10 protein-coding genes are annotated in these 15,580 nt (G+C 38.8%); 5 read left to right on the top strand and 5 right to left on the bottom strand.

The window, feature by feature from the left end; translation table 11 throughout:
- Positions 1-165: 165 nt before the first annotated feature.
- The 3 genes from ACR30L_RS11165 to ACR30L_RS11155 form a co-directional block, all read right to left on the bottom strand.
- A complete protein-coding gene (locus ACR30L_RS11165; protein ID WP_435234329.1) occupies positions 166-1,656 on the bottom strand; it encodes a tripartite tricarboxylate transporter permease in 1,491 nt (496 codons plus the stop codon).
- A 9-nt stretch (positions 1,657-1,665) separates the two neighbouring features.
- A complete protein-coding gene (locus ACR30L_RS11160; RefSeq protein ID WP_435234328.1) occupies positions 1,666-2,109 on the bottom strand; it encodes a tripartite tricarboxylate transporter TctB family protein in 444 nt (147 codons plus the stop codon).
- Between the two features lie 124 nt (positions 2,110-2,233).
- A complete protein-coding gene (locus ACR30L_RS11155) occupies positions 2,234-3,160 on the bottom strand; it encodes a tripartite tricarboxylate transporter substrate binding protein (protein ID WP_435234327.1) in 927 nt (308 codons plus the stop codon).
- Positions 3,161-3,866: 706 nt separating this feature from the next.
- On the opposite strand from ACR30L_RS11155, the gene ACR30L_RS11150 reads away from it, so the two are divergent.
- The 3 genes from ACR30L_RS11150 to ACR30L_RS11140 all read left to right on the top strand — a co-directional run bounded on the left by ACR30L_RS11150 (position 3,867) and on the right by ACR30L_RS11140 (position 8,426).
- Positions 3,867-5,651: a sodium:solute symporter family transporter gene (locus ACR30L_RS11150; RefSeq protein WP_435234326.1), complete on the top strand. Its 1,785-nt coding sequence runs from the start codon at positions 3,867-3,869 to the stop codon at positions 5,649-5,651.
- Positions 5,652-5,843: 192 nt separating this feature from the next.
- A complete protein-coding gene (locus ACR30L_RS11145) occupies positions 5,844-7,709 on the top strand; it encodes a putative nucleotidyltransferase substrate binding domain-containing protein (protein ID WP_435234325.1) in 1,866 nt (621 codons plus the stop codon).
- Positions 7,710-8,426 (top strand): 3'-5' exonuclease, encoded by a 717-nt coding sequence (locus ACR30L_RS11140; RefSeq protein ID WP_435234324.1) that lies wholly within the window; start codon positions 7,710-7,712, stop codon positions 8,424-8,426.
- A 63-nt stretch (positions 8,427-8,489) separates the two neighbouring features.
- On the opposite strand, the gene ACR30L_RS11135 is transcribed toward ACR30L_RS11140, so the two are convergent.
- The gene (locus ACR30L_RS11135; protein ID WP_435234323.1) at positions 8,490-9,116 is read right to left on the bottom strand and encodes a bifunctional 4-hydroxy-2-oxoglutarate aldolase/2-dehydro-3-deoxy-phosphogluconate aldolase; all 627 of its coding nucleotides are present in this window, start codon (positions 9,114-9,116) and stop codon (positions 8,490-8,492) included.
- A gap of 85 nt (positions 9,117-9,201) precedes the next feature.
- On the bottom strand, positions 9,202-10,125 hold the full coding sequence (locus ACR30L_RS11130; protein WP_435234322.1) for a sugar kinase: 924 nt from the start codon (positions 10,123-10,125) through the stop codon (positions 9,202-9,204).
- 506 nt (positions 10,126-10,631) lie between these two features.
- Here ACR30L_RS11130 and ACR30L_RS11125 point away from each other — a divergent pair.
- A complete protein-coding gene (locus ACR30L_RS11125) occupies positions 10,632-12,797 on the top strand; it encodes a heparinase II/III domain-containing protein (RefSeq protein ID WP_435234321.1) in 2,166 nt (721 codons plus the stop codon).
- Between the two features lie 2 nt (positions 12,798-12,799).
- Positions 12,800-14,950: a heparinase II/III domain-containing protein gene (locus tag ACR30L_RS11120; protein ID WP_435234320.1), complete on the top strand. Its 2,151-nt coding sequence runs from the start codon at positions 12,800-12,802 to the stop codon at positions 14,948-14,950.
- The last annotated feature ends 630 nt before the right edge of the window (positions 14,951-15,580 follow it).

Here is a 15,580-nt window from a genome sequence, read left to right as displayed (position 1 = left end):
ACCCGCATGAAATAGGTGTACTTAATAATAGTTATTTGATAACTGACCTGCGTCTCAGTATGACAAATTTTGCTGTAATTTGTGTCGATGTTAAAAGGAAGAGGAGAGTTGTTAGGATGATAAGTTAATATGCCCAAGCATGTTGGGCATATTATGAATTCGACGCTAAAGTTTTGCATCTTCCTTTTGTTTTTTCTTCATTTTCATTGTCGAGTAAACGGAGAAAACGGCCAATACAATAAATGCGAGGGCAATAGGGCGATCATATAAGAATGACCAACTACCTTCATACATTAATAATGATTTTCGTAGGTTCGTTTCTGCCATCGGTCCTAAAATAATGGCGAGCAATATAGGTGAAGATGGAATATCTAATTTATTGAAGATAAAGCCCATTAAACCAAAGGCCAGTGCAATACCAATATCAAACATTGAGTTATTGATTGCATAAGCACCAATTACCGATAAAAAGATAATCATTGGAATCAATATAATCTTTGGTACTTCGATAATACGACAGAAAAAGCGAATACCGATTAATGCAATAACAAGCATCAATAGATTGGCTACAAGCATTGAACTAAATACCCCGTAGACAACTTCTGGATTCTGTGAGAAAAGTAAAGGCCCAGGTGTTAACCCTTGTACAATCAATGCGCCAAGTAAGACTGCCGATACAGCATCTCCTGGTACACCGAGTGTTAATAAAGGCACTAACGAACCACCTGTTACACCATTATTTCCGGCTTCAGCTGCCGCTAAACCTTGGATTGAACCTTTACCAAATTCTTCAGGTTTTTTAGCTGAACGTTTAGCTTCGTTATAACAAACAAAAGCAGAAATATCCGCGCCTGCCCCTGGAATGGAGCCTATTGTTGTCCCCATTAGTCCACTTTTTACAGCCGTTGGTAATATTGATTTTAAATCTTTTTTACTTAATAGTTTTCGGTCAAATTCAGGTGCTTTGGTCTTCTTTTCTGAAAATATTTTTTCTAATTGATTCAGTGCTTCCGATAATGCAAAAAGACCAATTAATACGGGTATTACATTGATTCCACTATATAAATCTAACACGCCAAAGGTAAAGCGGGGGACGCTACTAATGGGGTCTAAACCAACTGTACATACAAGTAAACCAATGGTACCAGCAAGTAAGCCTTTGATAATATTCGTGCCTGAAACACTGGCAATAATAGTTAAACCGAATACTGCTAAAGCAAAGTATTCAGGTGCATTAAAGCGTAATGCAAAAGTTGCTAATTTAGGAGCAATTGCGATTAATACAATGGTACTAATTAATCCACCAATAAATGAAGCAACACCTGCAATACTAAGTGCACGTGCTGCTTGTCCGCGTGATGCCAGTGTGTGGCCGTCTAGAACAGATGCGGCCGATGCGGGTGTACCTGGTGTTTTTAATAGGATAGCTGAAATTGAGCCACCGTAAATACCCCCAATATATACCCCAATTAACATTACGAGAGCTGGAGTGGGTTCCATACCAAAGGTAAAGGGAAGTAAAATTGCAACCCCCATTGTTGCGGTTAATCCTGGCAAAGCACCAAGAATAATTCCTCCTAATACACCAAAAAAGAGTACCGGTAATACTGAGAAACTGAATGCAGTTGCCAAGCCAGTAATTAAATATTCAAACATAATAACCTCCTATGCCCAAAATGCTTCAGGTAAAGTGATATAAAACACTTCGCCAAATAAATAATAAACAACGAGCACAAAAGTGAGCGCGACTATGTAGTACAGCGGTTTTTTAACTTTGAAATAAACCAAGTAGAAGAGGAACGTAATAAGGCTTGCATATAAATAACCAATAATGCTAATTAATACGGCATAACCGAGGATATATAGGATGCCAAACACTGACATTTTAGTAATTAGCGGTTGTTCTTCTGGTTTAGATTTTTTATATATATGCTGCAAGATGAGAATGATACAAAGTACTATTTGCGCGATGACAATAACCATCGGAAAGAATTTTGCGTCTACGCTCGCATCTTGAAACATCGGCTTATCAAATTGAGTGATTACAGCAAACGCGATTGCACTCAAAAAGATAATGATAGATGGGAAAATGATATTACGATTTAGCATAGAACTAACCCTGTTTAGTTAAATGATAAAGACGTTGTTAAATAGTTGCTTCAAATAATAACGTCAAAAAACCAACCCCAACAATCATTAATGTTGAGGTCGTTGCGAATAAATATCTATTTATTTAGTTAATTAATTTACCGAGTTCTTCAGTATCTTTTTTAACAAAATCAGTAAATTCTTGTGCATTAAGGTTATGAATTGTCATTGCCCCTTTTTGCATAAATGATTTGAATTCAGCAGATGCCATTGCTTGGTCAAAGGCTTTTCCTAATGTTTCAATGATTGCATCAGGCGTATCTTTCGGTGCACCAATACCACGCCATGTACCAGTAACAACATCAACACCTTGTTCCTTTAGCGTTGGAACCTCTGGGATGAAATCGATACGTTTTTCTGACATAACACCAAGTGCTTTAAGTTGTCCTGAACGTAATTGTGCGATTGCTTCACCTGGAGTAACCATAGTGACGGCCGTGTGACCACCTAATACTGCAGGGATAGCTTCTGAAGAACCGTTATATGGAATTGCATTAAGTTTAATGCCTTGATCTTTTTCTAGGCTCATTAAGTAGAAGTTTGGCGCAGCTGTTGAAGCAAATTTAACTTTACCTGGGTTTGCTTTAGCTTCTTTAATAAGGTCATTGATGGTGTTATATGGGCTGTCTTTTGACACTAATACAACGGCTGGGTCTAAATTAACCATACGAATTAATTTAAAGTCATCGGCTGAGTGCTGCATTAATCCCATTTGAGGTAATGAAGCAATTTCGCGGGTGACAACTGTTAATGTATATCCATCAGCGCGTTGTTGCGCACCAAAGCTCATACCTACTGCGCCTGCACCACCAGTGCGGTTCATGACTGAAATATTTTTACCAAGAATGTCTTTTGCGCTATTAGCAAGCGTACGACCAACTGCATCTGTACCGCCGCCCGCACCAAAAGGAACAACTAAGCGAATGTTTTTAGCGGGATAGTCTGCTGCCATTGTATTGACTGAAACTAACATACCTGCAGCAAGCATAATGGATTTTAATATCTTATTCATAAGAGGTTCCTTTTATAGGTTACATTTTATTTAACTGTTTAGACTCTTGGATTAATGGATGGTTATCAAGTCTGTATTCGAGGGTAAGGTTAGGGGAGTCGGCATTAAATGCAATATCAACTGGAAGGGAATCACGACTGGATCACAAAGGTTGACCAATCAGTGTGATGAGCATCGCTTTTTGTATCTAAACTACATAAGTAGCGTTAATTAGGCTGATTCAAACTGGTTAATGGTCAACCAATTTATAAAATAAAAGTAAATAAAGAAGGTAGTTTATTAATATAATAAGGTGCGATCTTGTTATATAGAAATGAACGTTAATGAAGGTATTGTACAAAATAGTAATAGAAATTGTAGTATGTTTAATGGTTGAAAAAATATTTATTATTTAACTTATTATCTTTCACCTGCTTGTTTTATATGATAAAAGTCACATTTTATTTATTCTAGATTATTATCAACTGAATTTATTCAATTGTTAAAATTAATGTGTGTACCTATTTAACTACTTGTTTATAAAAGTATTAAAACATGGGAAATACAACCTGTACTATTTTGTAAATTTTTTGTCCCTTAAAATATAGATCTGCATCACCGATTTGGATTATTGTAGTACAATAACACTTTCCATCAATCTATAATCGATTCCACAAAATATATTGTTTTGTAATTTTATAATTATGTTCATATTAAGGAATTAGTGATGGATCTCAATACGCTGATAGTAGGAGTTTATTTCCTATTTTTGATAGCAATAGGTTGGATGTTCAGAAAATTTACTTCAACAACAAGTGATTACTTCCGTGGGGGCGGTAATATGTTGTGGTGGATGGTTGGTGCTACTGCGTTTATGACTCAGTTCAGTGCGTGGACATTTACCGGTGCGGCTGGTAAAGCCTATAACGACGGTTTCGCTGTTGCGATCATCTTTATTGCAAACGCATTTGGTTACCTCATGAACTATCTGTATTTTGCGCCTAAATTCCGTCAACTTCGTGTTGTCACGGTTATTGAAGCAATCCGCATGCGTTTTGGTAGCAAAAACGAGCAAGTATTTACCTGGGCAAGTATGCCAACGAGTATGGTATCAGCGGGTATTTGGCTAAATGGTCTTGCGATTATTGCTTCGGGTATTTTTGGCTTTGATATGAACACAACCATTATTCTTACCGGATTAGTGGTATTGGTTATGTCTGTAACGGGTGGCTCTTGGGCCGTTATCGCGTCTGACTTTATGCAGATGGTTATCATTATGGCTGTTACCGTAACTTGTGCGGTTGTGGCGATTATTCAAGGTGGTGGTGTAGGTGAGATTATCAATAACTTCCCACTAGAAGATGGCGCAACCTTCTTAGCCGGTAATGATTTGAATTACACCAGCATCTTTGGTATCTGGGCGGTATTTATCTTCATTAAACAGTTCAGTATTACTAATAATATGTTGAACTCTTACCGTTATCTTGCAGCAAAAGACTCTAAGAATGCGAAGAAAGCAGCGTTACTTGCTTGTATTCTGATGACAATGGGCCCATTAATTTGGTTTATGCCAAGTTGGTTTGTGGCTGGTCAAGGTATCGATCTTGCGACAATCTATCCAGAAATGGGTAAAAAAGCAGCGGATTACTCTTACCTTTACTTTGTTGAGCAATACATGCCAGCGGGTATGGTCGGTCTGTTAATTTCAGGTATGTTCGCAGCAACGATGTCTTCTATGGACTCAGGTCTTAACCGTAACTCTGGTATCTTCGTTAAAAACTTCTACGAACCAGTACTACGTAAATTTGAAGCATCGGAAAATGAATTAGTATTTGTGTCTAAAATCACTTCTACCGTATGTGGTGCTTTAATCATTTTAGTGGCACTTTACATTAACTCATTAAAAGGTATGAGCTTATTTGATGCAATGATGAACGTTGGTGCGTTTATTGGGTTCCCAATGACCATTCCAGCTTTCCTTGGCTTCTTTATCCGTAAATCGCCTGACTGGGCGGGTTGGGGTACATTAGTTGTTGGTGGTTTGGTTTCTTACTTTGTGGGTATTCACGTAAATGCAGAGACTATTTCTAATCTATTCAACTTAGATACGCTAACACATCGTGAATGGTCTGACTTGAAAGTAGCGGTTGGTCTTATCTCTCATATCGTATTGACAGGTGGTTTCTTCTTAATGTCTACCTTGTTCTATACAAAATTGTCAGATGCTCGTGAAAAAGATGTTGATAAATTCTTCAATAACTTGGCAACGCCATTAGTATCTGAAGGTGTTGCACAGCAAAAACTTGATAATAGCCAACGTAAAATGTTGGGTACATTAATCGGTGTTGCTGGTCTTGCAATTATGACAATGTTCTTCTTAAATAACCCAATGTGGGGACGTGCTATCTTCATTCTTTGTGGCGGTATCGTACTCGGTGTTGGTGTGGTATTGGTCATGGCTGTAGATGGTAAAGTAAATGATGACAATGAAAAATCAGCAACAAATAGCTAGTTAATTTTATTTCATTACATCAGTAAAACAGTCATCCTAGGGTGGCTGTTTTTATTTTTATCGGATGTTAAACGATATATTTTGCTTAGTTTCTTGTAGAGTTTCTCGTTTAATACCTGCTTTTTATACTGCCATTGGTAGTTCATTTCTTTCGTTATATGATTAGATTAATCATCTATTTTAGGGGTTATTATGCATCATTCTCTTATTCCAAATATTATTCAATTTATTAGCCACATTGACCCTTTCGATAAAATTCCAGAGGAATCTCTGAGAGAAATCGCATCTTATGTTCAAATTACGTATTTAAGTAAAGGTGAGGTGGTTGATTTATGTGAGCCAGGAAAAGAAAAAGCACTTTATATTATTCGAACCGGTTCAATGGAGCAGCGCAAAGCAAATGGTACATTAAGAGCTCGTTTAGGGGATGAAGACTTATTTGGTTTTACATTCCTTGATGAACATATGGATAATGAGAAAGGTTACAAAGCGATTGCCTTAGATAACACCTTATTATATTTGATCCCACATTCTGCATTACAATCGTTATTTAAATCTTGCCCTAGCTGTGCAGAGCATTTTGCCTCGCAGGCAGAAGTGCGGTTGAAATCAGCTTTTGATGTTGTGTGGTCAAATAAAGAAAAAGGGTTATTTATTCGGAAAGTTGAAGAAATAGCCAGTAGCCGTATTGCCATTGTTACCGCAGATCAAAGTATTCAAGATGTCGCCTATGAGATGCGTTGTGTACAAAATACTTCATGTGCCGTTGTTTATGACAATAATAAAATTGTCGGCCTAATGACGGATCGTGATATGACGAAAAGAGTGATTGCAGAAAAAGTGTCCGTTGAACGACCTATTTCAGAAGTGATGACACTTAATCCTTTAACTATCAAACCCGATGATTTAATTTTGCAAGCTGCTTCACTGATGATGCAATACAGTGTACGGAATTTACCCGTGGTACAAGATAATAAAGTCGTTGGTCTACTCACTACGTCGCATCTAGTTCAAAACCACCGTGTTCAAGCTATCTTCTTAATTCAAAAAATAAAATACGCTAAAAATATCGAAAAATTAGAAACCTATACCTATGAAAGACAAGCTGTCTTTGAAGCATTAGTTGAAGGAAATGTTGCAGCGGAAACCATCTGTAAGGTGATGACCATGATAATGGATGCATATATGCGTCGGATTATTCAAATTGGTATTGAAAAATTAGGTGAAGCACCCTGTGATTTTTCATGGATTGTGGCGGGGTCTCATGCTCGTAATGAAATACATATGCTGTCAGATCAAGATAACGCTATTATTTTATCCGATGATGCGACAGATGATGATCGTGAGTACTTCAAAGCTTTAACTGCGTTCGTAACAGAAGGGTTGGATAAATGTAATTATCCGCTTTGTTCCGGTCACTTTATGGCCTCGACGCCTAAATGGTGTCAGCCTTTACGGATTTGGAAGCGTTACTATAAAAAATGGGTCGCGAATCCTGAATATGAATGCCTATTGAATATTAGTGTGTTTTTAGAGATAAGAACGGTGTGGGGAAATAATAACTATGAAGATATCTTACGTAATGAATTACATACGAATATTCGTAACAATCGCGAGTTTTTAAGTACCTTAATACGTGATGCGGTCAAAACAAATCCCCCTTTAGGTATTTTTAATAGTCTAGTGCTCGAAAACTCAGGTGAAAATAAAAAAGTCCTCAACATCAAAAAGTATGCCATTACATTAATTATCGATTTAGCGCGAATTTACGGATTAGCCGTTGAATGTGAAGCTTCATCGACGCAAGCGCGTTTTACTGCCGCCAATGAGAAAGGGGTAATGAGTGATGATGCCTATAAAAATATTTTGGGGGCATACCAATTCATATTAAACTTCCGTTTTAGTCATCAGTTAGAAGCGTTGAAGAAAGGGGAAATACCAAATAATCATATTGACCCTAATAGTTTTGGTAGTTTTGAACGTAAGCATTTAAAAGATGCTTTTCGGATTATTACTGATCTTCAAGAGGCCGCTAAAATTCGATTTGGGAGTATTTAAATGAAAACACTATTTAATTATTTTCACCCCTTAGAAAACCTTAGACGTAAACGTGTTGGCTTTAATTCGAAATCTACTTTACCAGATGTTATTCAAGCGGTTATTAATGCACCTTGTCCTGAAGTATCAACGCTGGTGAAGGATTTGGATTTTATTGTCTTAGATCTAGAGACAACCGGGTTCGATAGCACCAAAGACATTATATTATCGATGGGATGGGTTGGCATTAACAAAGGTTATGTAGATTTAAATTCATCGGTACATTTATACATTAATAATGATTTACACGTTAAGGCCGAAACTGCAGTTATCAATCATATTACGCCAGAAATGTTGTCTCAGGGCGTATCGATTGATGATGCAATGCGTCGTTTCTTTGCCGATGCAAAAGGAAAGATATTGGTTGCACATGGTTGTGTGATGGAAAAAAAATTCATCGATCATTATTTGCTAAAAACCTATGGGATAAATGAAATACCATTGCTGTGGGTGGATACACTCCGAATTGAAAAAAAATTGGCAAATGCAATAAATCATGACGACAGTGTTGACTTAACCTTGTCTGCAACGAGAGAACGGTATCATTTACCTGAATATAATGGTCACAATGCGCTCGCCGATGCGATATCAAGTGGCGAGTTATTATTAGTGCAGGGAAAACGAATAGATCATGTATCAAGACTGACGATAGGGCAGTTATATAAGATGAGCTTGTAATTTTCTTTTCTATAGGTATAAAAAAAGCCTCATCAATGAGGCTTAATTTAAATAAACGAATGATTAAGCGTTTACATGTTCTACGGCTGCTTTAACTAATGCGCCAACTTCATCCCATTTACCTTCGTCGATAAGGTTAGTTGGGACCATCCACGTACCGCCACAACCTAATACTGCTGGGATTGAAAGATATTCGTCAACATTTTTTAAGTTAACGCCACCAGTTGGCATAAATTTAACAGGGTAAACCGCTGTTAAAGCTTTTAACATACCAACACCACCAGATGGTTCTGCTGGGAAGAATTTTAATGTACGTAGTCCCATGTCCATCGCTTGTTCAACTAAGCTTGGGTTGTTTACACCAGGAACAATTGGCATATCTTTATCTAAACAGTATTGAACTGTACGAGGGTTAAAGCCTGGGCTCACGATAAAATCGACACCCGCTTCAATACATTGATCAACTTGATCGTTTGTAAGAACGGTACCTGCACCAATTAACATATCAGGGAATTCTTTACGCATTACTTTAATTGCGTCTACTGCACATTCAGTACGTAATGTGATTTCTGCACAAGGCATTCCATTTTCAACGAGTGCACGGCCTAAAGGTAGCGCATCTTCAAGTTTATTAAGTGCAATTACTGGAATTACTTTTAAATTAGCAATTTGATCATTTAATGTTGTCATAGTTTTAATCTCATCAGTTAAAGGAAAGCCCATCCGAGGATGAGCATTAATTTTATGTCAACGAAATCGTTATAAAACGGTTTCGTTATAAAGAAAGGTCAGGCATTGCATCAAGTGGAATGATCGCACCTGCATATTGTATTACTGTACCAGCAAGGCTATGTCCTGAAAATGCAGCTTCTTGTGCTGTGCCACCACAAAAACGTTTTGCTAAGAAGCCTGCACTGAACGAGTCTCCAGCAGCGGTTGTATCGACAACATTTTTAATCACAAGTGCAGATACAGTAGTGACTTTATCGTTTTCAACAACTAAGCAATCTTGGCTACCACATTTGATAATGATTTCTTTAACGCCAGCATTCGATGTACGTTCGATACACTGTTTTACATCGGTATCACCATAAAGGTCTTGATCATCGTCGAAGGTTAATAATGCTGTATCTGTATAAGATAATACTTTTAAATAACAATCAATCGCTTGTTGTTGGCTTGCCCATAATTTAGGACGATAGTTATTATCGAAAAATACTTTTCCTTGAAATTTTTCGAGGAAATCAAATAATACACTGCGGCCATTATCAGTTAATATTGCCAATGTGATACCACTAAGGTAAATTGCATCAAAGGTTAATAATTTTTCAATTAAAGCCGGTGATTCAGGCTGATCAAAGATATATTTTGCAGCGGAATCGTTACGCCAATAAAAGAAACTACGCTCGCCAGTATCATCTGTTTCGATGTAATAAAGACCCGGTTGTTTATTGTCTAATTGTGGAATTAAGCTTGTATCAATTCCATCTTCTTGCCATTTACTAAGCATCTCCATACTAAATGGATCATTGCCTAATGCAGTTACATAACTGGTGTTAATGCCATGGGAGCGAGTTAAACGGGATAAATAAAGCGCCGTATTGAGCGTATCACCGCCAAATGTACGTTTTAACCCATCACCATTTTTTTGCAGTTCAACCATACATTCGCCAATAACTGCGATGTTTAATGAATTCATTTGGTTACCTTAGCAACTGGCGTTGCCCTATCATTATTTTAAGAAATCTGCACACGCAGGATATAATTTTTTAGTAGCAAATTGCTTTGAACTAAAGTGTTTGTTTTACGAATCAACGCTATTGCGTCATTCAAGCTTTACTAAGGAATTAGATATTTATTTTGTTCTATATTCGATGTTAGTAATGCTACATTTAATTCCTGAACCAAGAGCTTAGATCTTAGTTTATGCAGAAATAAATAATGCACATATAATAAACTGTTAAATTCATTTGTAATACAATATGCGCGAATATATGTGACTTATGTCAAGGATAATTGATTAAAATCATGTTTTCAAATCATTGCGCTATATTAGTGGCCGCTATTATGGATACTAATTCTTGTTTGATCAAATAAACCTTGTTTATTTAGAAAAAATATCACGAAACAGTATGAAAAAAGCTAATATTGTATTACTTTATAGCCACATTTTAAATATGATTGGCTAATAAGGTAATAACTATTATGACAAGACAACCGATTTTACTGACTCAACCTGAAATTATGGCGTTAAATAAAGAAGTTGGGCGAACAAGTTTAATGGGCAAGTCGATTGCTGCAAACCAAAAAGACGTAGATGCATTTATGCAATTACCTATTGATGTACCAGGTCATGGTGAAGCGGGGGGTTACGAGCATAACCGTCATAAACAGAATTATACTTATCTGGATTTAGCCGGTAATTTATTTTTAATTACTAAACAAAAAAAATACGCGGACTTTGTTATTGCGTTACTTGAACAGTATGCGGATAAATATTTAACATTAGGGTATCAAGTACAAAAGAATACTAATCCAACGGGTCGTTTGTTTCACCAAATTCTTAATGAGCACGGTTGGATCATGTTTGCTAGCCTCGCTTATTCATGTGTTGCCTCTGAAATGACGGAGGCGCAACGCGTCCATATAGAAACCAATCTTTTTGAACCCATGTTAGAAATGTGTACGGTTAAATATGCCGATCGTTTCGACCATATTCATAATCATGGAGTATGGGCGGTTGCTGCCGTAGGTATTTGTGGACTTGCAATTGGTAAGCCTGAATATATGCAAAAAGCAGTATATGGCCAAAATGAAGATGAAACAGGTGGATTTTTACAACAAGTCTCACAACTTTTTTCTACTTCTGGCTATTACATTGAAGGGCCTTATTACTCACGTTTTACTATTCGCCCATTAGCTATTTTTGCAGAAGTTATTCATCGTCATATGCCGGATGTCGATATTTATCATTATAAACAGGGCGTCGTTGGTAATACGGTGCAAGCTTTACTGCTTTCAGCTTATCCAAATGGTGTATTCCCTGCGTTAAATGATTCATCTAAAACCATGGGGATCACGGATCCTGGTGTACAGGTTGCGGTGAGTCTTTACGGTAAGCACTATCAATTGGATGATAATATTTTAGGCATGGCAAAAATTCAAAATTGCGTATGGCTACATGAGTGCGGTTTGGCCGTTTCACAGGCTTATGAAAAAGCAGAATCTGAACGTAATATTGGCTTACCATTCTGGCCAAGTGTAGAACTTAACGAAGGCCCTAATGGTGATAAAGGCGCACAGGGCTTTATCCGTATGCAAGATAAAACTGGCGATGTGTCGCAGTTGGTGATGAACTACGGTCAACACGGGATGGGGCACGGTCACTTTGATACCTTAGGTATTACCTTCTTTAATCGCGGTCAAGAAGTGTTACGTGAATACGGTTTTGGTCGTTGGGTCAATGTCGAGCCTAAATTTGGTGGGCGTTACCTGGATGAAAATAAATTCTACGCACGTCAAACCATTGCACATAATGCCGTGACTATCGATGAAACATGCCAAAACTACTTTGATGTAGAGCGCGCTGACAGCGTGCATGGTTTACCGCATTTCTTTAATGTGGACGATGCACAAATTAATGGCATGAGCGCCTTTGCCAATGACCACTTCGATGGGGTTGGTATGCAGCGTAGCGTGTTTATGCTTAAACTCGAGGAATTAGAAGCGCCATTATTGATTGATTTATACCGCTTACGCGCATCGGATGCGCATCAATATGATTATTCTCATCAATACCAAGGGCAAATCATCCGCACTAACTTTGATTACCAAGCCAATGCTGAAATGGATACCCTTGGCAGTAAAGATGGTTACCAACATCTTTGGCATGTAGCTACTGGCGCGGCGAAAGAAACGGCGCTTGTAAGCTGGTTACAAAACAATAGTTACTACACGTGGTTGGGAACAAGCTCCAATGCCGCTAGCGGCAGTTGTGGTGACGTGACCTTTACCCGCAGTGGCGCCAATGACCCAAGCTTTAACCTGCGCAGTGAGCCTGGGTTTATGCTTAGAAGCCAAGGTGACACCACCTTATTCGCCTCGGTAGTAGAAACCCACGGTTTCTTCAACGAAGAGTTTGAGCAGTCAGTGAATGCACGTGGTCAAGTCTCTAATATCCGTGTTATAGGGCATAACGACAGTGGCTCTGTTGTTGAAATTACCACGGGCGCTTCCGTGGTGACCTTAATGGTCAGCAACCAAGCCGATTGCACCGACACGACCGCCCATCATCTCGAATTTAACGGACAATCTTATAGTTGGTCAGGCACCTTTTCACTTGATGTGAATGCGACCGAGCAGGAGAAATAAACATGAGTTACCAACCCTTATTAATGAATTTTGAAGAAGCTGCTGAGCTGCGTAAGACCCTCGGTACAGACACCTTATTAGGTAACGCACTGGCGCGCGATATTGCCCAAACCGATGCGTATATGGCCGATGTTGGCATTGAAGTCCCAGGCCATGGTGAAGGCGGTGGTTACGAGCATAACCGCCATAAACAAAACTACATCCATATGGATTTAGCCGGGCGTTTATTCCTTATCACCGAAGACAGCAAATACCGTGATTATATCGTTGATATGTTGATTGCCTACGCGACCATTTATCCAACGATTGAGAGTAATGTCAGTTTAGATTCTAACCCACCGGGTAAGCTGTTCCATCAAACGCTGAATGAAAATATGTGGATGCTGTATGCCTCTTGTGCCTATAGCTGCATTTACCACACGCTTTCTGATGCTCAAAAGCAACAAATTGAAGATGACTTACTAAAACAAATGATAGAGATGTTCGTGGTCACCTACGGACATGACTTTGATATCATTCATAACCATGGTCTTTGGGCCGTGGCTGCGGTTGGTATTTGTGGTTACGCGATTAATGACCAAGCGTCGGTAGATAAAGCCCTGTACGGTTTAAAAATGGATAAAGTGAGCGGCGGTTTCCTTGCTCAGCTTGACCAATTATTCTCACCAGACGGTTATTACATGGAAGGGCCGTATTACCATCGTTTCTCACTGCGTCCTATTTATCTGTTTGCCGAAGCCATTGAGCGTCGTCAACCAGAGATTGGGATTTACGAATTTAATAATAGCGTGATTAAAACCACCTCTTATTCAGTATTCAAAACCGCCTTTCCTGACGGTACTTTGCCAGCACTCAACGATTCATCGAAAACCATTTCGATTAACGACGAAGGCGTTATCATGGCAACCAGCGTCTGTTATCACCGTTACGAGCAAACGGATACCTTATTGGGTATGGCTAATCACCAGCAAAATGTATGGGTACATATTGCCGGTAAAACGTTATCCGATGCCGTTGATGCAGCCGATGAAATCAAGCCCTTTAACTGGGGTAGCCTATTTGTTACTGACGGCCCTAAAGGCGAAAAGGGCGGCGTGAGTATTCTACGTCATCGTGATAGCCAAGATGATGATACCATGGCACTGATTTGGTTTGGTCAGCATGGCAGTGACCATCAATACCATTCTGCACTTGACCATGGTCACTACGATGGATTACACCTGAGCGTCTTTAACCGTGGACAAGAAGTTTTACACGATTACGGGTTTGGTCGTTGGGTTAACGTTGAGCCAAAATTCGGTGGACGTTATATCCCTGAAAACAAATCTTACTGTAAACAAACCGTGTCACATAACACGGTGACCGTTGACCAGAAGACCCAAAACAAATTTAACACTGCGCTTGCTGAAACCAAGTTTGGTCAAAACCACTTTTTTAAAGCAGATGATGACACACTGCAGGGGATGAGTGGGCGTATCTCTGATTACTACGATGGCGTGGATATGCAACGTAGCGTGTTATTAGCTGAGATTGAAGAGTTTGAAAAACCACTGGTGATTGATATCTACCGTATCAAAGCTGATGCGGAGCATCAGTATGACTTACCGGTTCACCACAGTGGTCAAATTATGCGTACCGACTTTGATTACCAGGTTGAAAGCAAACTTAAACCATTGGGTGCAGATAACGGTTACCAGCATCTATGGCGAGTTGGCTCTGGCAAAGTTGATAACGGCTCATTGGTCAGTTGGTTACACGGCAATAGTTACTACTCCATGGTGAGCAGTGCGACACAGGACAGTGAAGTCATCTTCGCGCGTTTAGGGGCAACGGACCCCGACTTCAATCTGCGCAGTGAGCCTGCGTTTATTTTACGTCAGACCGGGCAAGACCATGTATTTGCATCAGTATTAGAAACGCACGGTTACTTTAACGAATCGATTGAAGCGTCAGTTGGCGCCCGTGGATTGGTTGAATCGGTGACGGTTGTGGGCGACAACGAAGTGGGTGCCGTAATAAGTATAGAGACCACGACGGGTAATACTTATCTGTATGGTATTTCCAACCAAGCAGAGGCAGCACAAGCGGGGGCGCACAGTGTGACCTTTGCGGGTGAGTCTTATACGTGGACGGGGGCTTTTGCGGCGCTTTAGCCTTTAGCAGCGCTGGAAGTTGAGCTTATAGTTCAGCCTTAAGCTGAGCTAACAACACATAGCGAGCCGATTGGATTTGATTAACGTGGTTGATCAGAGTCAATCGGCTTTTTTTTGTGTCCAGTTGAATTAAGTAATTATTTTATAACGAATAGCATTTACTACTATTACATTTAAAACATTGATGAGATATGTGTTACGCAGTTATCTAATATATTGATTCTAATACGAGGTTTAATTTTTACTGATATTGTATGAGTATTGACATGGTGATTGTAGATTATATTTATAGTGAATATGTGTAGGAAGAATATTTTAAAAAAGGGGAGCAGTCTTAAGGCCTGCTCCCAAACATGAATAAATTCATGATAATTAAACGGTTACTAACAGGTTTCCCTGTTAAAAACCACTTCACTCTAGCGTTAGCGATAACGCAAATGACATTCTACAGAATTTATTAGGTATGGATATAATAATACAAATAAACCTTGAGGTAGATCTCATGATTTTGGTTTTTTATTTATGGTAAATTTTATTTATTGGTTCGTTAGGAAAATATGACAGAGGTGATTGTTAATTAAATATCGTAAGGGGAGTTGATTATTTGACTATTTATTACATATATACCTG

This window comes from Psychromonas saccharinae, assembly GCF_051201515.1.
Lineage (GTDB): Bacteria > Pseudomonadota > Gammaproteobacteria > Enterobacterales > Psychromonadaceae > Psychromonas.
The sequence above is the reverse complement of the archived record's forward strand: the minus strand, read 5'-3'. Positions and strand labels throughout refer to the sequence as shown.